The organism is Sporolactobacillus terrae, assembly GCF_019930545.1.
In the GTDB taxonomy this organism is placed as follows: Bacteria; Bacillota; Bacilli; order Bacillales; family Sporolactobacillaceae; genus Sporolactobacillus; species Sporolactobacillus terrae.
In genome coordinates this window covers 1650142-1670644 of record NZ_CP082837.1, presented here as the reverse complement: position 1 = coordinate 1670644, position 20503 = coordinate 1650142, and the positions used below count along the sequence as shown (strand labels likewise).

The following is a 20503-nucleotide window of genomic DNA, read 5'->3' as shown; positions in this document are numbered from 1 at the left end:
ATTGTGTTTCACAATCAAGCACATGTCAAGAAATGATTCACAAAATCAGCCGAATGTGCAAAACTAAAGACAGTAACAAGAAAGGATTGAGAGATGAATGAACGATCGAGTGGAGCATGATACTTTGGGTGAAGTGAGCGTCCCTGCAGAACGTCTGTGGGCTGCACAAACGCAAAGAAGCAAGGATCATTTTAAGATCGGATGGGAAAAAATGCCGCTGGAAATCGTCCGAGCCTTCGCAATCCTGAAAAAAGCAGCGGCGATTGCCAATCAAAAGCTTACGCTTCTAGATTCGGATAAAGCCGAAGCCATTGCGGAAGCAGCAGATGAAGTGATTGACGGAAAGTGGGATGAAGAGTTTCCCCTTGTTGTGTGGCAAACCGGAAGCGGAACCCAGTCAAATATGAATATGAATGAAGTGCTGGCCAATCGTGCCAGTCAGCTTCTTAAGGCAAAAGGGATTGATCAGCACGTACACCCCAATGATGATGTAAACAAAGCACAAAGCTCCAATGATACATTTCCTACGGCTTTACATATCGCTGCTGTTCAAGCGGTTGAAGACCATGTCCTTCCTGCACTGGATGAACTGCAAACCATTCTGGATCAAAAAGCCGCAGAATTCAGCGACATCGTGAAAATTGGCCGTACCCATCTTCAAGATGCAGTGCCTCTGACCGTAGGACAGGAAATCAGTGGATGGGCGTACATGCTGAAGGAGTCAAAGGTGCTGATCGAAAATACGCTTGATCATTTGAAGAGTTTGGCGATCGGCGGAACAGCGGTAGGCACCGGACTGAACGCACCGGCATCATTTGGCGACCAGGCTGCTGAGGAAATCAGTACAATTACAGGCAAGAAATTCCACGCTTCTGCGAACAAGTTTCACGCCTTGACCAGTCATGATGCCGTCGTTGCCGCTCACGGCGCATTAAAGGCACTTGCGGCTGATTTGATGAAGATCGCCAATGATGTGCGCTGGCTGGCGAGCGGACCGCGCTGCGGACTTGGCGAATTGGAAATTCCAGCGAATGAACCGGGCAGCTCGATTATGCCAGGAAAGGTCAATCCGACACAAGCCGAAGCCGTAACGATGGTTGCTGTTCAAGTCATGGGAAACGATGCGGCAATCGGTTTTGCAGCGAGTCAAGGCAATTTTGAGCTCAATGTATTTAAACCGGTGATTGGCTATAATTTTCTCCAATCCACGAAACTGCTTGGTGATGTGATGCATTCCTTTGCCGCTCATTGCGCTGCAGGAATCAAGGTAAACAAAGAACAAATCGATTATTTTCTGCATCATTCTTTAATGCTGGTCACTGCGCTTAATCCGAAGATCGGCTATGAAAAAGCGGCGAAAATTTCTAAATTAGCCCATCGAGAGGGGATCAGCCTTCGCGATGCGGCAATTAAACTGGGCATTTTAAGCGGTGAAGCTTTTGATGCACTGGTTAAACCGGAGCAGATGGTTCACCCGCACCAATAATCGTCCCAAGAACGTTTCATGTAACTTTGCGTAAAATAATCAATCTGCGCACGCATCGTGCCTCACGTCATAAACTGTAAGTGACTAAAAGCCTTTCCCGCCCGCTCTTCTGCTGAGCAAGGAGGGGGAAATTTGAAAGAAGAATACCACCGTCCAAAACCATTGCTGACGAAGAGAGAACGAGAAGTTTTCGAACTTCTCGTTCAAGACAAGACAACACGCGACATAGCAAAAGAACTCTTCATCAGTGAAAAAACAGTTCGGAACCATATCTCGAACACCATGCAGAAATTAGGTGTGAAGGGACGCTCCCAAGCGGTTGTCGAACTTTTGAGACTCGGAGAACTCAAATTATAGCAGCTGCCGGTTCCTGAATAAGGGCCGGCTGTTGTTTTTTATTTAAAAATAAATAGAGAACTTTTTAGCGTATAATAGGGGACAGCGCTAAAAAGCTCTCTGATAAATGATGGTGCGATGAACTTTATCTATTTAAATACGGGCATTAGCCTTGCTTTTCTGTAAGCGGCGTGCTGTCCTCATAGCATGCGCTTTGTTTGCCGGATTCGATCAAACGAGATTCATGCCGCATCGTCTGATTTTTCTTGTCGTTGTTTTCTCAAACTCGTTTTCCAGAATTTCAAACATACGGATGTGTTTATAATTTGGCATTTTGTTGTTCACGTCATCGATAATTGATTTTATCATCGCCTGTAATTCTTCTTTGGCAGGCAGATGGCCGACCAATTCGGTGACGCAATCTAAATTCGGGAATATTTTGGCCCTCACGCAAATACTTCCGTTACGATCGTTCCCCGTAAGAATAAGTGCTTCACTGATCGTTTCTTTTTCTAACAGGCGTGCCTCTAATTCCTCCGGATAAATGTTTTTGCCATTAGCTGTGACAATGACATTCTTCATGCGCCCTTTGATATACAGGGCGCCGTCCTCAGCGATGAATCCTAAATCACCTGTCCGAAAATAACCGTTGCAGAATGTGTTGGCCGTAGCCTCCGGATCGTTAAAGTAACCGAGCATGATATTGTCGCCTTTGGCAAGAATTTCGCCGACACCGGATTCATTGGGGCTGTCGATCATCAATTCGACGCCGGGGACCGCAACACCAGTTGATTTAGCATTGAAATAAAAATCATTGTTACCCGCCAAAAGAGGAGCTGTTTCCGTAAGCCCATAGCCCTGTAAAGCTCTGATGCCAAGTGCTAGAAAATCCTCGACCACAGCAGAGGGAAGATCTGCCCCGCCGACAATGCATGTATGAATTTTGCCCCCAAGCGATTTCTTCACTTTTCGACGAATTGCCATTCTTACAAGCGCAGGTAAGTCTCGAAGCGCCATTGAGAGTGACGATGTTTTGAGCTTTGCTTGATACTTTGCCGGACTATTTTTTGCGATAGCCGCTTGAATCCGCTTGTCTAAAAGTTGCAATAGCGCAGGAACGACGACGAGAAGCGTTGGCCGATATTCAAGAATATTGCGGCGTATCGCATTCAGGCTGTCGGCGTAAGCAATGCAGGCACCACGTGAAAGAATAAGCAAGCAATCCAATGTGCATTCGTACGTATGACATAGTGGCAGGATTGAAAGTGTTTTGTCGCGTGACGTGATTTTTACGATTTGTGAAGTCGCAAAAATATTCGCGCAAATATTCCTTTGAGAAAGGCACACACCTTTTGGCTTTCCTGAAGTGCCTGAAGTGAAAATAAGCACACTCATTTCATCTTCAGCAATCGGAACTGTGTCAATGCGCGTATCATCTGCAGCTATCGCTGGCAGGGTATCCTGCAAAGGCAAAAGTAATCGTTGACTGCTGATGAGTGGTCTTAATTGTTCGAGGATCTCCTTGTCCGCACATATCGCGGCACAGTCGGCACTGACAATGAATTGATGCATATCTTCAGGTGACAGTTCACGATCGATTGGAACCGCCACACCGACCGTAGCGGCACACGCATAGTGCAGCACCCATGCGTAGCTGTTTTTACCGATGACTGCGATTCGCTTACCGTGCAAGCCGAGATTTAGAAAATGTGTGCCTACCGCCCTGTACCCCTGTTTAAATTGAGCATAACTCACGTATCGGTAGCTCCCGCTTCTAATCTTTATTTGGAAGGCAGTCTTTTTTCTGAATTTCTTTGCACTTGCGTAAATCATTTCTCGAAAATTAGTATACCGTGTGGCGTTGTTCAACGGTTTTGTTTTCAAATGAGAGCCCCTTCACCTTTTCGTCATTTATGATCTTTCAGCAATTTTTCTCAGCCAATTGTTCATCCAACTGCGCAAGTCGGTTTGCTCTTAAGCACATCGAAAACATTGGATTGATCACATAAATTGAGAATTTTTAATCTCCTCTCTAAATACGTTGATTTTTTATGGATAGTTTCAATTAATAACAATTGAGATGCTTAATTGTTATTACGGATACTCCGGTTGAGCATTTGAATGAAATCAGAATTTAGTTGTTGAGGGCATCGCCGCCTAAAAATAGCCAGCAATTAGTTTTTGAATGGATCTTTGGCGATAGAACGGATTTGTATGCACTATCTTTTGTAAGGAGTACAAAAAGGGAGACTCTATTATTGACGATCGAATGGTTAAGCGATTTAGCGAAGCTGAACGGTGGAAAATCAACGATAAAGATAGCAAAAAAGGATGGTGATTTCTAACCATCCTTTTCTCTTTAGTCACTATTTCTAGCACTTTTTAGTTGGTTCGAGAATTCATCAACATCACGCGATTAGTACCCTATCGTTTAATAGCTTAGACATAGACTGCTCGCAAGTGCGGTAATGATCGTTCAAAATAATCACATCAGAACTAATAGACGCACTCTTGTTTCGCTAAATATTATTTTTTCTTTTCCGCCAGCCATCAATTTTGGATTGTACTTGTAGCCCATTCCAAGTATCAATGTTGCATTCACTAGCGAATTCCTTTGCTTTAGGCGTGTAAAAACTTGTTGTTATAAAAAGTGACTTTTGACATTTATAAAATCTTTTCCCACCATGCAGCTTGATTAAATCGCCATTTCCAACGTTATTTTTCCAGCGTTTACATTGCACCGCAATTTTCAATCCATCGTTTGGATCTTCAATGACTAAGTCGACCCCGTGATCACCACTTTTTTCAGTGAGCTGCGGTTTGAATTTTTTATCTTTGAAATAGTAGTAGACCAGCTTTTCAAAATCTTCACCGGATAAGTTATCAATCTTCTCAGTCATTAATTCAGTGTACGATAATTTTTTGGAAGATATTTTTTTGGGGCGGCTAGATTTGATGGACTGCTTGTTTCGCTTATCTGTGGGTGACGTTGCTTTTGGTAGAATCGTTCCTAATAACCATGCAATGACCTGCGGGATAACAATACTAGCAATTAAGTACGGTATACTTAAACGGTTTAATAAAACGTATCCAACACAAAAAAGTAACAAGCTGATTCGTACAAGTTCAATAATATTTTTTCTCTGACGTTGGTTCACTTATTTCTTCCCCTTCATTGATTTTATTTATTAAAGTGGCTCTATCCACTTTATATCTGAAGGAACAAACAATATCTTCTAGATCCATAAACGCTGTCTTTGAAAGAAAATAATGAACTCAAAAACAGGAATTATTGTTAAAATAAAAATTAATAAATGTATTAAAAAATATAATACTCATTGTAGTAGAAGAAACGATTGATGACAAACCGGGAAGGTAAACTATGGATCAATTGAAAGAGAATGAGGGCAGAGTTGCATTAGCATTTTATAATCAGCAATATAAAGAGGAACTTAGGCATTACCATCTGACTGATGAACAGGTCATGTACAGCGGGATGCCTATGGATTCAATCATTGCATGTGAACATGACTCAGAGAGGCATCCTATTGTCATTTTGTATCATCATAAACCAGCCGGATTTTTCGTGCTTCATGGTTGGAACGGTGTGAAACCGTATAGTCAAAATCGACGGGCGTTGCTTTTAAGGGCTTTTTCTGTGAACGCTGATTTTCAAGGAAAGGGAATAGCATCAAAAGCGCTGTGCGTTCTGGACGCATTCATCAATGTCCATTTTCCAGCTACAACTGAGGTTATTTTAGCGGTAAATCATAAAAATACGATTGCCCAACATGTTTATGAAAAAGTAGGGTACATCGATTATGGAACGAGGGTGATGGGAAAATACGGTGAACTGTTTCTCTTAAGCAAACGGCTAGATGAGCGAAGTGATTCATGATATGGAAGCGGATGCAATTATTCCTGATCGAACGCTTTTCGATGGAAGAATCTGGGGGGATCTCATGCAAAACTATGAAACCAAAGAAGCGCTGATTGCTGAAATTCAAAAAACGGCGCAACTGTTTATCAGCGAGTTTGATGAGGTTGCTGAAGCGATGAAAGATAAACGGCTTGATCCGGTCGACCGGACGCCTCAAGAAATGATTGCCTGCACAATTTGCAGGAATGGTTGACGCATGGTGCTCCTGGGTTCAGGGTCTGAATGATAAAGAACGGTTCCAACCAGGTGTGAGAATGTGGACGGTAACGAATGCCAATTGGCCGATGTGGAAGTGGATTCATATTAATTCAGTTGCTCCGTTCAAAAGCTTTAGAGCAAAAATCAGAAAGTGGAAGAGAAACGTTTAGACTATAAGATGAGAATAGACGCGTTAAATAAAGGAGTAATCATTCATGGATATTAATCTTCTTTTATTTCCTGATTTTGAGACGTTAGATGCTTTCGGACCGGTTGAAGTGCTGGGCCGTATTCCTGAGTATGCCCTGCATTACTGTTCGATGGATGGTGGGCCGGTGGAAAGCAGGCAGAGTGGCACCATCATCACAGAATCGATTGAGAACGTAGATAAATCCGGGATTCTGCTCATTCCAGGCGGTCAAGGGACACGACCTTTGGTGGAGGATGAGCTGTTTATTAGCCGATTAAAAAGATTGGCAGAACAATCGTCCTACTGTTTGACCGTATGTACCGGTTCAGCGCTGCTGGCGAAAACAACGCTGCTCGATAGCAGAAAAGCAACCTCCAATAAACGCGCATTTGAATGGGCTCGAGAAGTTAACCCAAATGTACAATGGGAAGCCCGCGCCCGCTGGGTCAGTGATGATAAATTTTATACTTCATCCGGTGTTTCCGCCGGCATTGATCTGGCACTGGGTTTTGTTGCGGATCAATTTGGTATCGCAAGGGCAGAAGCAATAGCAAGCGCTGTTGAATATATTTGGAACAGTGATCAACATCATGATCCATTTTCCAATACAAATCAATGAGCAGTGCAATGCTGGATTAAAAAAAGCGAAAATGAGTCCTAGGGGAATGAAGGAACCTAGGGCTTATTTTCGCTGCTCAGCTCTTATTATTGTGTTGGCTGATGGTCAGTAAATCGCCGTCAACAGATTGCGTGGATGCTGCTTGCGTGAGCGGTTTTGAAGTGCTACTACTGTTCGTCTGTTGATTACGGGACTTCAAGCGTTGAATCTGCAGCTCGATTTGCTGGATTTGCAGCCCAATCGTCTGTTTTTCTTTCTCAGATTTTTGCTGTTTAAATTCGTTTTGCAAGGTTTCTTCCTGTTTTTTGAGTGTTTCAATCGTTTGCAATACGTCTTGTCCAGATGAAACTTGCTTTGCTGTTCCGGATGCTCCAATGCTTGAAATTCCCATAATAGCGCCTTCTTCGTCAATCAATTTTTCAAAAATAAGCGTACACTGCTTTTCTTAAAAAAACATTAATCGAATAAAAAAACACGAGCGATACAATTCACAAAATCGTCACATTTATATTGCAAACGCACGCAGCTCCGTGTAAAATCAACAAATGTAAGCGCTTTATTTTTTATCAGAACGGCATTTTGATTCTAGAAAGGGGAAGTGATTGATGCAATGGGCACAGAATTATAATCCGATGGGGAACATGGCTTTATCGTTTGCTGTTGCCTGTATTCCGTTATTATTTTTTTTCTGGTGTTTGGCGATTAAGAAAATGAAGGGGTATTTAGCTGGACTTCTGACGGTTGCCGTCGCCGTTCTTGAAGCAATAGTCGTCTATCACATGCCGGTGCACCTTGCACTCGAAGCAACGGTTCTTGGCGGATTGCAAGGGCTTTGGCCAATTGGCTGGATTGTGGTTACTGCCGTGTTTCTGTATGAATTAACGGTCGCTTCAGGAAAATTTCAAGTGATCAGCGATTCGATTGCATCAATCACGGAGGATCGCCGCTTGCAGGCATTGCTGATCGCCTTCTCTTTTGGTGCATTCTTGGAAGGAACGGCAGGGTACGGCACCCCGGTCGCGATTGCCGGCGGATTGCTTGCTGGTCTCGGGTTTAATCCTTTTTATGCCGCTGGGTTGTGTTTGATCGCTAATACGGCACCTGTTGCGTTCGGAGGTGTCGGCATTCCCATTCTCACTTCTGCTCAGGTCACAGGAATTGATACGCTTTCGCTAAGTCAAATGGTCGGCCGCCAGGTGCCTTTTCTCTCGCTGTTTGTTCCATTCTGGTTGGTTTTCATTATGTCGGGATGGAAACGAACACTTGAAGTGTTTCCGGCCATTCTGGTCAGTGGGCTTTCGTTCGCAGGTACCCAATATTTGACCGCCAACTTTTTAGGACCGGAACTTCCTGATGTCACTTCTGCGATTGTGAGCATGGTCAGTCTTGTTTTGTTATTAAAATTCTGGCAGCCAAAAACCATCTTTCGATTTAAAGGCGAAAAGAAGCAGGAGTCGGTGGATCGTGATGAGCGGAAACCGAAACAGCGTTTGGGGCAAATCGTGCAAGCATGGTCGCCATTCGTTTTGCTCGTACTTGTCATCTGCATTTGGGGCGGCTCAGAACGTATCAAAGCGTTTCTGAATCAGGCAACGTTACTTCTTCCGATCCCTGGCTTGGATCAAATGATCGCCCAAGTCAAACCGATTGTAACACAGGCTACCCCTTATGGTGCGGTTTATAAATTTGATGGACTTGCCGCAACGGGAACGGCTATTTTAGTTACATGCATTTTAAGTAAATTCTTGATTGGGATCAGCTGGAAAAAGTGGGGAGCAACGTTTGGGCTGACTATTAAAAAGCTCGCACTCCCTCTGGTGATGATTGTTTCCGTTCTTGGTTTTGCTTATATTGAAAATTATTCTGGAATGAGTGCGACGCTTGGCCTCGGTTTGGCGTCGACGGGAGTGGTGTTTCCGTTCCTCGCACCTTTTATCGGCTGGATTGGTGTATTTCTTACCGGTTCGGATACCTCGTCGAACGCACTGTTTTCTAATTTGCAGAAAGTGTCGGCGAATCAGATCGGTGTCGATCCGACTTTGCTTGTCGCCGCCAATTCAACCGGCGGGGTAGCTGCAAAAATGATTTCACCGCAATCGATCGCTGTTGCAACGGCAGCGACCGGACTTGTTGGCAAAGAAGGAAGTCTGTTCCGTTTCACGATTTTGCACAGCCTTTTATTTGTTGCGATTACCGGAGTTATAACATTTCTGCAGGCCTATGTACTGCAGTGGATGATTCCATAACCTGAAACTAAGGATATGCATCACTACAAAAGGGAGTTGCGCAAGTCAATCATTGACTGCGCAACTCCCTTTTTGAAATCACTTTTTCGTTTTTTTGTAAAGTTAAGGATTCTTTAAGGATGCACTGCCATACTGACGTTAAGCAAAGCATTTGTCATGATCGGTGCTAAGCCGAGAGATGTTGGTTACGCAGAGGAGGATTTTTTCATGAACTTATTAAAAAACAAGCGCATCGATTTTTATCTACTAGGCGTCATTCTTCTATCCCTATTTATGAATTTCTTTTTACTAAGTCAGGCAAGTACGAATGCGTATTATACGGTTGCGGTAAAAAGCATGATGAAAAATTTTCACAACTTTTTTTACGCTTCATTTGATCCAGCAGGGTTTATTACCGTAGATAAACCTCCGGTAGCACTTTGGCTGCAGACGCTGAGTGCAAAAGTGTTTGGCTTCAGCAATTTCAGCGTGCTGCTTCCGGAAGCCTTGGCTGCTGTGAGCGCAACTGTGATTGTCTATCAGATGGTCAAACAAAAGGCTGGGAGAATTGCTGCTTTTATTTCTGGAATTACAATGTCGGTAACGCCGATTTTTATTGCTGTTACCCGAACCAACAATGTCGACAGTATTTTGATTCTGACTTTAGTGATTGCAGCTTGGGCTGTATTCAAAGCCGCAGCAACAACGAAGCTGCGCTGGCTGCTGCTCAGTGCTGTGATGATTGGCATTGGCTTCAATGTGAAAATGCTTGAAGCATTTATGATTCTCCCGGCTATTTATCTATTCTATTTTATTGCGGTAAAAGTGAATTGGAAGAAAAAAATCATGCATCTTGTTGCCGCAACGGTTGTTCTGGCAGCAATTTCGCTCTCATGGGCCGTCGTTGTCGATTCGATTCCGGCAGACAAACGTCCTTATATTGGCAGCAGTCAAACCAACTCGGTACTTGAACTTGCCTTTGGCTACAATGGCGTGTCCCGACTAACTGGCCAACAAGGCGGAGCAGGAGCGGGAAAAATGCCGACCAGACAAAAATCGTCTGCAAGCCAAGCCCAACAAGTGCCTTTTAGCGATAAGAACACGCAGAACGGCAACGCAAACCATGCTCCAGGAGGAACGGCTCCAACCGGCACGCTGAACGGCGGCCCGGGAGGATCAAACAACGCAGGGAATGGAACACCTGCCAATGGTGCACAAAGCGATGGGCCGAGTGTCTCAGGAAAAACAATGGGGGGAACACCGCCCAGCGGCATGAACGATGGACGCGGCGCAGGTCGGCAAGGCGGGATGTTTGGTACAGGGAATGCCGGTCCACTGCGCTTGTTCTCAAAAGCATTATCCGGACAAGCGAGCTGGCTGCTCCCATTTGTACTCTTCAGCGGGATTGCGGTTGTCGCCGATTTCCTCCGACGCCGAAAATTAGATCAGAAGCATGCGTTTGCAATTTTCTGGTTGGCTTGGTTGGTACCGGCGATGGCCTTTTTCAGCATTGCCGGGTTCTTCCATCACTATTATCTAAGTTTGCTCGCACCGCCAATTGCCGCATTAACAGGACTTGGTTTCACGTATATGTGGCGAGATTTTAGCGACTCGACCCGTTCATGGCGCAGCTTTCTGCTGCCAATCGCCTTTGGCGGGACCCTGCTGTTTGAAGCGGCCATCTTCTATCAGAACAGTATCGCAACCCTCTGGATCATTCTTCTGATCATTGCCGCCGTGCTGACAACAGGAATCGGCTTGATTTGGCGCAGCGCTGATCGGAAAATTCAAGCTGCTATTGTTGGAACAAGTATCTTCGTGATGCTGCTTGCACCACTGTATTGGACACTGCCCTCAACCTTTAATCAGACCAACAGTTCTATTCCTGTTGCCGGCCCAACGTCAACGCAAACCGGCATGGGCGGTATGGGGATGAACGGAGGCGGTCAAAGGGGCAGAGCTCAAAGCGGCAATGCGGAAGGTGGCGCCCCATCAATGAATCAGGAGGCAGGCACTTCAAGATTCGAGATGCCGTCAAACGAATCTGGAGCAGCGCCAACTCGGACGAGAAGCGTTCGTCGTGGTATGGGTGATCAAGTGAATACAAAACTGCTGACCTATCTACGGAAGCATTATACCGGTGAAAAATACATTCTTGGCGTGGAACGGGCTCAGTCAGCGTATTCGATCATGCTGAAAACGAACGATGCGGTGATGGCCATGGGTGGATTTAGCGGAAATGACCCTGCATTAACGGTAAGTAAATTGGAAAAAATGGTAAAGGCAGGCGAAATCAAGTATTTTCTCTTGTCAGAAAGTCAAGCCATGGGAAGCAGCTCCAGTGTAACCAATTGGATTCAGAAACACTTTAAGAAAGTGCCGACAAGCGACTGGTCAGACACTAATTCAAACAGCAGCCAGAACGGTCAAGGAGGTCAATCAAACTTATATGTTTATCAGAAATCATGATTTATTTTGCAAAAGGGAGGACTATTGATGACGACAAAGTATTCTATTGTTGTCCCTGTATTTAATGAGGAACAGGTTATTTATGATTCTTACAAGCGTCTAAAAACGGTTATGGACCGCACTTATGAGAGCTATGAACTGCTGTTCGTGAATGACGGCAGCCGTGACCGAACTTCGGAGATTCTGAATTATATCTCTGAAGGGGATACCCATGTGAAGGTGATTGAATTCTCGCGTAACTTCGGTCATCAGATTGCGATTACGGCAGGCATGGATTACGCGATGGGTCAAGCCATTGTGGTGATTGATGCAGATCTTCAAGATCCTCCGGAATTGATTTTGCAAATGATTGGGAAATGGAAGGAAGGCTTCGAGGTTGTCTACGGGAAACGGATGGAGCGCAAAGGAGAAAGCTTCTTTAAAAAGAAAACGGCGGCATTATTTTATCGGATCCTGCGTGTATCGACGGATATTGATATTCCGCTCGATACCGGTGATTTTCGCTTAATTGATCGTCGTGTTTGTGATGAAATGAAACGTATTCCTGAGAAAAATCGCTTTATCCGCGGATTAGTCAGCTGGGTCGGATTCAAGCAGACTGCGGTTGAGTATATTCGCGATGAACGGCTGGCAGGTGAAACCAAATATCCGCTGAAGAAAATGCTGAAGCTGTCGATCGATGGGTTAACCTCATTTTCATATAAACCGCTGAAACTCGCAACTTATGGTGGAGCACTGCTCTCTTTTGCAGGTTTCGTTTATATGATCATCGCACTGGGCATGAAATTGTTTACGTCGAGCACTGTGCCTGGATGGACCTCGCTCATTGTCATTCAGCTCTTGTTCAGCGGATTTACACTTTTTATCCTTGGGGTGATTGGTGAATACATCGGCAGAATCTATGATGAAACGAAAGATCGCCCACTGTATATCATCAGGGAGACGAAAGGTTTCGGAGCAGCAAAGCACGTTCGGGCTCTATCAAGTGTCAAACACGGCTGATTCAAAAGAACGAAAACCCTCAAGCAGATGTAAACGTCCGCTTGGGGTTTTTATGCTCTGCTTGATTTATCTTTCGATTTGGGCGTCGCGGTGAAGCATGTACTGCCAACTTTTTTGAATCAAAAGGTCTATTCGGCTCGATAGCTCGTATACATGTTAGTACAACCCATAGGGATTAAGGAGGGTACAACATGTATCGTCGAACATCGATCGTTTGCGTAGGCGCAGCACTGGCTTTGTCGATGGCATTACTTGCCGGATGCGGCGGGGTGGCGGACAAAGAGCCAGGCAGTGTCAAATATGTCAACAGCAAGCGGGATCTCACAGAGTCTGCTGCAAAGCAAGAATATACGCAGCGTGTTTTATATCTGAGGGATGCGAACGGTTTGCTTGCGCCGCAATTTGTCGGATTGCCGAAAAGCAATACGGCAACAAAACAGGTTCTCAACTACTTGGTAAGTGACGGCCCTGTATCCAATGCGCTCCCAAATGGTTTTCAAGCGACATTGCCCGCTGATACAGAAGTGAATCATGTAACCGTTGATCAAAGAGGCAATGCAACAGCTGACTTCACCAAACTGCTGCTGGACACACCGGCAGGAGGGCAGCAGCAAGCCATTCAATCAATTGTCTGGACGCTAACCCAGTTCCCTGCCGTGAAAACCGTAACCATCACTGTAGACGGAAAAGCATTTACTGAATGGCCGTCAAGTAAACAGGAGGTGGGCAGCGGACTGACACGAGCAAACGGCATTAATCAAGTTTACGGTGACGTTGCAGATATTGCCGGAAGCGAACCGATGACGGTCTACTATATTTCCGCCAATAATAAAGGCAAAACCTATGATGTACCGGTAACGGTGCGCAGGGCGGTCACTGAGGATCGTGTAACAAGTATGGTGAACGCACTGGTTAATGAACCTTCAGCAAGTGAAGTCATCTCACCGCTTGATCCGAATGTCCGTCTGACAGAGAAACCAAAGCTAACAAACGGAACCGTTTATCTTCATTTCAACGATGCACTTTATGATAATAAAAAAGCAAAAACCGTCAACGATCAAGTGCTTCGCAGCCTCGTGCTGACTTTAACGGGCGACCCGGCGATCCAAAAAGTTTCAATTCAGATCGGATCGGCTTCTAAAGTTATGCTGGAGTCGGGAAAAACACTGTCGGGTCCGGTCACTCGAGAATTTGTCGATGCTGCCGGCGTGTAATTTAATTCAAGTAAATATGGTATAGTAAGAGGAGCAAAAGAGGCTCCTCTTTTTTCATAAAGTCGAGTCTCAGTAAAAGAGGACACGGGGGCTAATGGATTTATGAGACCAGACAGCAGAGCAAGCGATGAATTGAGATCTGTAGCGATTCAGCCTAACTTTATTATTCATCCGGAAGGGTCGGTTCTGATTACCCTAGGCAGCACAAAGGTTATTTGCAATGCAACGATTGAAGATCGCGTGCCGCCTTTCCTGCGTGGCAAGAAAAAGGGATGGATTACTGCAGAGTATGCGATGCTTCCTCGGGCGACACCAGAGCGGAACATTCGTGAATCGTCACGGGGAAAGGTAACGGGGAGAACAATGGAAATTCAGCGGCTGATTGGGCGTTCACTCCGTTCTGTGGTTGATTTAGATGCCGTAGGCGAACGAACCATTTGGATTGATTGCGACGTTATTCAAGCAGATGGGGGGACGCGAACGGCATCGATCACCGGAGCATTTGTTGCAATGGTTCTTGCCTTTCAACGAATGAAGGAACGTAAGCAGATCGCCGCACTGCCAATCAAGTCTTATTTGGCAGCAACGTCCGTCGGGATTCACCCTGTCTATGGACCAATTCTTGATCTGTGCTACCAAGAAGACTCGACCACAGACGTTGATATGAATATTGTGATGAATGGGCACGATGAGTACATCGAGATCCAAGGAACCGGTGAAGAAGCGACGTTTAATGAAAAAGAGCTGGCGACACTGCTCAGTCTTGCGAAAAAAGGGATTCATCAACTCATTGAAACGGAAAAAGCCGTTCTTGGTGAGCTGATCGTTGAATCGAAGGTGGAGACGAGCAAATGACTAAGGTATTGATTGCATCAAACAATCCAGGAAAAATAAAAGAATTCAAAGTCTTGTTGCAAGGGTTTGGCGCAGAAGTTCTTTCCTTGAAGGACCTGGGCGTAACAACGGATGTTCCGGAAACAGGCCATACCTTTCACGAAAATGCAGCTTTGAAGGCAGAGGCGTTGGCAAAAGCAACCGGGCTGATTACGCTGGCCGATGACTCAGGGCTCTGTGTCGATGCATTAAACGGTGAACCGGGAATTTACTCCGCGCGTTATTCCGGTCCGGAGAAAGACAGTGAACGTAATATTGATCGGCTGCTTCACAAGTTAAAGGGTGTGCCTGAAGAAAAACGCACCGCACATTTTGTCTGCGTGCTAGCACTCAGCCGGCCTAAGCATCAAACACGATTTGCCGAAGGGCGTTGTGACGGGATCATCACTACAGTACGCCGCGGCGCGGGAGGCTTTGGCTACGATCCATTGTTTTTGATTCCCGAACGGCAGGCGACCTTTGCTGAAATGGGAGAAGTGGAGAAGAACCAAATCAGCCATCGGGCACGTGCCTTACGGGTTCTGAAGGAAAATTGGACAAGTTGGACGGGTGAGGTGTGATGAAGGGATTAATTGTCAGTGATACGCATGGATGGACACGCGAGATTCAAGCGTTAAAGGATCAATATAAAGGAACAGTGGACTTCATGATTCACTGTGGTGATTCTGAATTGAACCCGGATCAGAAAGAAATGGAAGGATTTATTGCTGTTGAAGGCAATTGTGACTTGCCGGGTGCCTACCCAAACGAAGCAGTCAAAGTAATTGACGGCACGACCTTCCTTGTGGCGCATGGACACTTGCTTGGTGTACGTCAGTCTCCGGCGCGTTTGTGTTATCGCGCGCAAGAAGCAGGCGCACAAATCGTTTGTTTCGGTCACACCCATTTTGCCGGTACATTCCAAGAACAGGGAATGGTTGTGATCAATCCGGGCAGTTTGCGTTTGCCGCGCAATTATCAGGAGGGTACTTATGTACTCCTTGATCTTGATCCCGGGGAGAATCACGTTCAGGTTTCCTACTTCACTTTAGATGGAACGCCGGTCGATGCATTTACAAAGACGTTTTCCCTTAACAGAAAGTAGAGTGAATTCAAAAAGAGAGCCGGATTGACGCATCCGGTTCTCTTTTTTGCGGCTGTATCCGCGTCGATAGGAGTGATGAGGAGGGGCACTCATATGGCGTTTATCAGTCATCATCTCTGATAACTGATAGTACATATTATGTCGACTCTCGTTTTTTGAATGGGGAGATGAACGAGCAAAAATGCCTTTTTTTCTTTCATGCGGCTTTTAAACAGTATCTGTTGGCACCGTTTTGTCTATACTGCGACTAGATTTCATTGCGAGAAGCGCAGTAAACGAGGTGTTTGCATGGAAGATGGTCATTTCTTTAAAGGCGTACTTTGGGCAATGGTGTTTTGTATCCCCTTTTGGATTTTACTCATTTGTCTTGTGGTGAACCTTTGGTAAAGCGTCATTGATCCGTCTGGGGAACCTTGCTACAATCAAATTTCCCTATTTGCCGCAGATTTTAAAAAGCGCGGCGGGGCGTGAAGTGGTTCTGAAAAAAGCAGTATCAACTGATGCGATCAGAAATTAAGTTCACGAAAAAATATTATTATTATAATAAGAAAATTGTATAAAATAGTAGCTTTTGTGAAAATACTTTGGTAAGCTAAACATGTAACTCGTGAAAGCAAACCCCCTTTTCTGGATCCTTAATTGGATCCTTTTTTTTGCACTGTAAAAGGATAAAAATTCCATGCATGCAATGTTAGAACAACTAAGACTTAACCGGCGCCGAGGCTTGGTTCGTCAAATTTTCTTCAACGACGCAGCCATGTGTCGTATATTTCTTAAAGGTGAATCAAATTTTTTTATGTTTTTGATGCAAATGACTTGTGTCCTTTGAATTCCAAATTATATAATATGATTGCCTTCTGTTTCTGATAGGTAACATCCTTTTTCGCTTCTCAATACAATTGAGAAGCTTTTTTTCTTTTTCACGATGGAAAATTGATTCTGCATCACTAAGTATATCTATTCGCGCACATACTAGCAGCGAGGTGATTGAACGATGCGAACAATGTGGAAAGGCTCGATACAATTCGGCCTGGTTTATATCCCAATCAAACTGTATACAGCAACAGAAAACAAAGACATCCGATTGAGAATGCTGCACAAAGACTGCATGGCACCCATCAATTATACGCGCACGTGCTCGAAATGTGGGCAGGCCATTGAAAATGATGCCATTGTCAAAGGCTATGAGTACGCGCCGGGGCAGTTTGTACCGATCAGTGAGGAAGAACTAAGCAGCCTTCAAGATGAAACCGACAAACATGTTGAGATCATTAATTTTGTGAAACTTAGTGAGATTGACCCTATTTATTATGAGAAATCCTATTTCATTGGACCGGACAGCGGCAATGGCTTGCACGCGTTTTCATTGCTTCGGCAGGCGATTAATGATTCCGATAAAATAGCGATTGCTAACATCATTATCCGTTCAAAGCAGCATCTCGCCGCGATACGTAGCTTCGAGAAGGGTATGCTTTTGGAGACGCTGTATTATCCGGACGAGGTTCGCAGCATTAAAGAGGTTCCGGGTATCGGTGACCTGACTACGGAGAACGAACCGAAAGAAATGACCATTGCAAATCAGCTCATTGAACAGCTGACAACAGCGTTTAAACCGGACCGCTATAAAGATGATTATCGTTTGAAAATGGAAAAACTGATTGAAGATAAGGTCGCTGGTATGCCGGTGGAGAAAAAGAAGGGGCGTACCGCACAGCCGAATGTGGTTGACTTGTTGTCGGCTCTGGAAGCGAGTGTCAAAGAAACAAAACCGAAGCCGCGACGAAAAACGGCAACAAGGCGCAAGAAAACGGTGTAAATGATGGAATTTCAGCCCATTAAACCGTTTGAGCCGATCAGAGCAGATGTGATTCCGAACGGTCCGGATTGGGTACACCAAGTGAAATGGGATGGAGTGCGCCTTTTAGCCTACTGCAACGGGCAGAAAGTGCGTCTCTTTAACCGGAGACAACATGAACGGACGCTTCATTACCCGGAACTGGTTTCGAGTATTCACGCGTCTCCGGCGTCCTCGCTCATTCTTGACGGCGAGGTGATTGCGCTTGATCCCCATGGACGACCGTCTTTTCATGAAATTATGAAACGCGACCGTACCACCCCGACCGGACATGCAAAAGCAACAGACAGCATACGCGTTTTTTATATGGTTTTTGATTTGCTGTACGTTAATGGAGATTGGCTGAACTCCTGTCCGTTAAGTGATCGAATCGAACGGCTGCAGCAGTGGCTGCCCTTGTCAGACGCGATCCATTTCGTCCCAGTCTATGATAACGGAGATGCTTTATTTGCCGGTGTTAAGGAAAAGCACATGGAGGGGATTGTTTCAAAAAAAAGAAACAGCCGCTATGGCATTGGCGGAAAAAATGGAAATTGGCGAAAGATAAAAGTTACTGAAGATTTGATCGCTGTGGTCGGCGCGGTTACCTATCGCAACGGGAGAGTAAACGCCTTACTTATCGGCCAATACGACTTGGAGCATCGATTGATCTATATTGGGCGTGTGGGCAGCGGGACGCTGACGAGCCAAGATTGGCAAGCAGTGACACGGCTTGCGGAACTGCTAAAAAGTCAGACCAATCCCTTTGAGCGTCAGCCAGAGAACGTAAAAAAAGTATCATGGCTGATACCAAAATTAACCGTGAAGGTTGAATTTCAGGAATGGACCGAGAATGGATCGCTTAGGCAGCCGAGAATTCTGGCATTTGTTGATGAAAATCCGCATCGGTGCATTCTAGAGGAGGGTAGTAATGAAGGCAACAATTTCCAATGACATACGTGCATTTCAAATCACACATCCGGAGAAAATGATTTGGCAAAATCCGCAAGTAAATAAACTGCAGTTTCTTCGTTATCTAAATACGGTTGCTCCTTTAATGCTGCCATTTCTTGCTAAGCGGCGATTGACCGTCATTCGTTTTCCGCATGGTGTACCCGGACCATCTTTTTTTCAAAAAAAGTGTCCGGAATATGCGCCGGATTTTGTTCAGACGGACGAAGCGGAGGGAAGCCGCTACATTTTATGCAACACAGCGAAAACACTTCTATGGCTCGGTAATCAATTGGCCATCGAGTACCACATTCCCTATCAAAAAGCGGCTGTCGCACATCCTGAAGAAATTGTTTTTGATCTTGATCCTCCGGAGCGCACGGCCTTTCCTCTTGCCATCAGAGCGGCACTTGAAATGAAGCAGCTTTTTGAGCGGCTGTCGCTTGTCAGCTTTCCAAAGCTTTCCGGCAGTCGCGGCATACAGATTCATCTGCCGATCATCGGGCTTAGCCTTAACTATCAAGAAACACGCCTTTTTACCGCATTTATTGCCGAAGTTCTGGTCGGTCGATTTCCGGAGCTGTTTACCATTGAGCGTTTAAAGAAAAATCGGCGAAACCGGCTGTATTTGGATTACGTGCAGCATGCTGAAGGCAAAACCATCATATGTCCCTATTCGCCGCGTGGCAAAGAAGGGGCAACGGTGGCTGTCCCACTATTTTGGCACGAGGTTGATTCCGCGCTGAATATGAATGCATTCACCGTTGCCAAGGTTTTAGAACGGGTTAATCAGGGAATAGATCCAATGCGTCACTATTTTGAGTGTCGAAATCATCCATTACTAGCAATTATTGAACAGCTTAAGAAACTGCGTAAAAACGGATTCAATCACTCCTAGAAACGATGAATCAGCGCTAAGTTCATTAATCTTTTTATTGCCGGTTCATGCTGATGCCGCGCGCGAAACGACCGATAAAGTGGAGATCCGCAAAATCGAGCACGCCGCAGTTTACGTCATCATTATTTCTGAGAATAAGCGAATGACTTGTCAATAATTTTCCCTTTCCTGCGTAAAGGCGACGATTCTTTGTTTGCGCGATCACATGGTCGCCTTCAAGGAACATTCGCCGCGGTTCGATAATCCATACTGAAAAACAATGAATGCCTATGTAGTCGATAATCGGAACATTGCTGCTGAGTGCGAATGTTTTCGGATAAACGGTTTCATTCGCTTTAATCGTGTAGGAATAAAAATGATTCTGAGTGATCACTTTAGACTTGATCAGTTGATCTTCCTTTAAACTGTTGATATACGGGAGTTTTACAATACGCGATGGTTCAATTGAAATGTTCAAAACCTCCAAACCGGTAAAGCTAAAAAGGAAACGTCGAAATAATGCAAAAACCGTTCCTTTATCTCATGCTTGAATGATATCTGCCATTATTATGAACCAAATGCGGGATTGGAGCAAGAATGTTCTATTCATTGTGCCAATTCGATTATGTATTAAGCGATGAACGAGTTCTTTGCCCTACTTGAACAGCGTAAAAAGGACATAGATGGTTATCGAGCAGACCAATACAACAAGAAGCAAAACAAACAGTTGCACATGATTTGCAGCATGACGGGAACGTCCTAGCACGTCAATATGATGCACCTTCAAAATACTGTCATATTCGCCTCGATCCTGATCCAGATGGAAGTCAATGACATACGTAATTCCCGAATCCGCGCGATAGGACATTGTTTCCAAGAGTGCGATTTCCTCCCAGTACATCCGCTTAAATTCCAGTTTTCCTCCTGTTATCTTTGCGCATAAATGATCCAACTCGTGCGGCTTGAAGCTTCTCCCAACCAATTGATTCAGTTCATCCAGCATTTTCGACCCCTCCAACCTATGCTCTTCATCTCATGTATATGGAAGAACATCGCTGATTCTGCCATGAATTCCTGCTTTTTTTTACAGGGAAAGAAAGTATAGAATTTGCCCTGTCTTCAAACCAATAGCCCAGTGTCTTGGCCAAGAATCAAAGCGGAGGGGCTCTGGCGCCTGCGGGACC

21 protein-coding genes are annotated in these 20503 nt (G+C 45.0%); 16 read left to right on the top strand and 5 right to left on the bottom strand.

Translation table 11 applies throughout. From position 1 onward, the window contains the following. The first annotated feature begins 97 nt into the window (after window positions 1-97). Window positions 98-1486: a class II fumarate hydratase gene (gene fumC, locus K7399_RS07970; protein WP_028976834.1), complete on the top strand. Its 1389-nt coding sequence runs from the start codon at window positions 98-100 to the stop codon at window positions 1484-1486. Window positions 1487-1618: 132 nt separating this feature from the next. Then, on the top strand, window positions 1619-1843 hold the full coding sequence (locus K7399_RS07965; RefSeq protein ID WP_010026148.1) for a helix-turn-helix domain-containing protein: 225 nt from the start codon (window positions 1619-1621) through the stop codon (window positions 1841-1843). Between the two features lie 210 nt (window positions 1844-2053). Here K7399_RS07965 and K7399_RS07960 read toward each other — a convergent pair whose 3' ends face one another. Both K7399_RS07960 and K7399_RS07955 read right to left on the bottom strand, forming a co-directional pair. Further along, a complete protein-coding gene (locus K7399_RS07960) occupies window positions 2054-3655 on the bottom strand; it encodes an AMP-dependent synthetase/ligase (RefSeq protein ID WP_051575107.1) in 1602 nt (533 codons plus the stop codon). A gap of 686 nt (window positions 3656-4341) precedes the next feature. After that, complete coding sequence (locus K7399_RS07955; protein ID WP_051575099.1) at window positions 4342-4980, bottom strand: restriction endonuclease; 639 nt, start codon at window positions 4978-4980, stop codon at window positions 4342-4344. 224 nt (window positions 4981-5204) lie between these two features. Here K7399_RS07955 and K7399_RS07950 point away from each other — a divergent pair, with 224 nt between their 5' ends. The 4 genes from K7399_RS07950 to K7399_RS07940 are packed head-to-tail and all read left to right on the top strand — an operon-like array spanning window position 5205 to window position 6769. Then, the gene (locus tag K7399_RS07950) at window positions 5205-5720 is read left to right on the top strand and encodes a GNAT family N-acetyltransferase (RefSeq protein ID WP_028976836.1); all 516 of its coding nucleotides are present in this window, start codon (window positions 5205-5207) and stop codon (window positions 5718-5720) included. Further along, window positions 5701-5955, top strand: a complete 255-nt coding sequence (locus K7399_RS16155) for a ClbS/DfsB family four-helix bundle protein (protein WP_164875493.1) — start codon at window positions 5701-5703, stop codon at window positions 5953-5955. Before K7399_RS07950 ends, K7399_RS16155 begins: the two co-directional genes overlap by 20 nt. Continuing rightward, a complete protein-coding gene (locus K7399_RS16150; protein WP_164875492.1) occupies window positions 5948-6130 on the top strand; it encodes a ClbS/DfsB family four-helix bundle protein in 183 nt (60 codons plus the stop codon). Before K7399_RS16155 ends, K7399_RS16150 begins: the two co-directional genes overlap by 8 nt. 45 nt (window positions 6131-6175) lie before the next feature. Beyond that, entirely contained in the window at window positions 6176-6769 is a 594-nt protein-coding gene (locus tag K7399_RS07940) for a DJ-1/PfpI family protein (RefSeq protein WP_128166866.1), read from the top strand. A gap of 76 nt (window positions 6770-6845) precedes the next feature. Here the strand turns inward: K7399_RS07940 and K7399_RS07935 are convergent, their stop codons facing one another. Beyond that, window positions 6846-7160, bottom strand: coding sequence for a hypothetical protein (locus tag K7399_RS07935; protein ID WP_028976839.1), 315 nt, complete (start codon window positions 7158-7160; stop codon window positions 6846-6848). Window positions 7161-7374: 214 nt separating this feature from the next. Here K7399_RS07935 and K7399_RS07930 point away from each other — a divergent pair, with 214 nt between their 5' ends. From K7399_RS07930 to ligD, 10 genes are all read left to right on the top strand, one after another. Next, window positions 7375-9015 carry an L-lactate permease gene (locus tag K7399_RS07930; RefSeq protein WP_128166864.1) on the top strand — a complete coding sequence of 547 codons (1641 nt, stop codon included), beginning with the start codon at window positions 7375-7377 and terminating at the stop codon, window positions 9013-9015. Between the two features lie 207 nt (window positions 9016-9222). Beyond that, on the top strand, window positions 9223-11463 hold the full coding sequence (locus K7399_RS07925; RefSeq protein ID WP_139692851.1) for an ArnT family glycosyltransferase: 2241 nt from the start codon (window positions 9223-9225) through the stop codon (window positions 11461-11463). Window positions 11464-11490: 27 nt separating this feature from the next. Next, complete coding sequence (locus K7399_RS07920; RefSeq protein ID WP_028976842.1) at window positions 11491-12465, top strand: glycosyltransferase family 2 protein; 975 nt, start codon at window positions 11491-11493, stop codon at window positions 12463-12465. A gap of 191 nt (window positions 12466-12656) precedes the next feature. Continuing rightward, the gene (locus tag K7399_RS07915; RefSeq protein ID WP_128166860.1) at window positions 12657-13679 is read left to right on the top strand and encodes a GerMN domain-containing protein; all 1023 of its coding nucleotides are present in this window, start codon (window positions 12657-12659) and stop codon (window positions 13677-13679) included. 102 nt (window positions 13680-13781) lie between these two features. Then, the gene (gene rph, locus K7399_RS07910) at window positions 13782-14534 is read left to right on the top strand and encodes a ribonuclease PH (protein WP_128166858.1); all 753 of its coding nucleotides are present in this window, start codon (window positions 13782-13784) and stop codon (window positions 14532-14534) included. After that, complete coding sequence (locus K7399_RS07905; protein ID WP_128166856.1) at window positions 14531-15133, top strand: XTP/dITP diphosphatase; 603 nt, start codon at window positions 14531-14533, stop codon at window positions 15131-15133. The genes rph and K7399_RS07905 overlap by 4 nt, the downstream gene beginning before the upstream one ends. Continuing rightward, window positions 15133-15657 carry a metallophosphoesterase family protein gene (locus K7399_RS07900; RefSeq protein ID WP_028976846.1) on the top strand — a complete coding sequence of 175 codons (525 nt, stop codon included), beginning with the start codon at window positions 15133-15135 and terminating at the stop codon, window positions 15655-15657. Before K7399_RS07905 ends, K7399_RS07900 begins: the two co-directional genes overlap by 1 nt. Before the next feature lie 994 nt (window positions 15658-16651). Then, a complete protein-coding gene (ku, locus tag K7399_RS07895) occupies window positions 16652-17473 on the top strand; it encodes a non-homologous end joining protein Ku (protein ID WP_028982792.1) in 822 nt (273 codons plus the stop codon). After that, a complete protein-coding gene (locus K7399_RS07890; RefSeq protein WP_223362575.1) occupies window positions 17474-18445 on the top strand; it encodes an ATP-dependent DNA ligase in 972 nt (323 codons plus the stop codon). It abuts the gene before it with no gap. Continuing rightward, window positions 18423-19340, top strand: coding sequence for a non-homologous end-joining DNA ligase (gene ligD, locus K7399_RS07885; protein WP_051577883.1), 918 nt, complete (start codon window positions 18423-18425; stop codon window positions 19338-19340). The genes K7399_RS07890 and ligD overlap by 23 nt, the downstream gene beginning before the upstream one ends. A 34-nt stretch (window positions 19341-19374) precedes the next feature. Here the strand turns inward: ligD and K7399_RS07880 are convergent, their stop codons facing one another. Together K7399_RS07880 and K7399_RS07875 are read right to left on the bottom strand one after the other, a co-directional pair. Then, a complete protein-coding gene (locus tag K7399_RS07880) occupies window positions 19375-19797 on the bottom strand; it encodes a hypothetical protein (protein WP_028976850.1) in 423 nt (140 codons plus the stop codon). A gap of 177 nt (window positions 19798-19974) precedes the next feature. Then, the gene (locus tag K7399_RS07875) at window positions 19975-20322 is read right to left on the bottom strand and encodes a hypothetical protein (RefSeq protein WP_028976851.1); all 348 of its coding nucleotides are present in this window, start codon (window positions 20320-20322) and stop codon (window positions 19975-19977) included. Window positions 20323-20503: the final 181 nt, after the last annotated feature.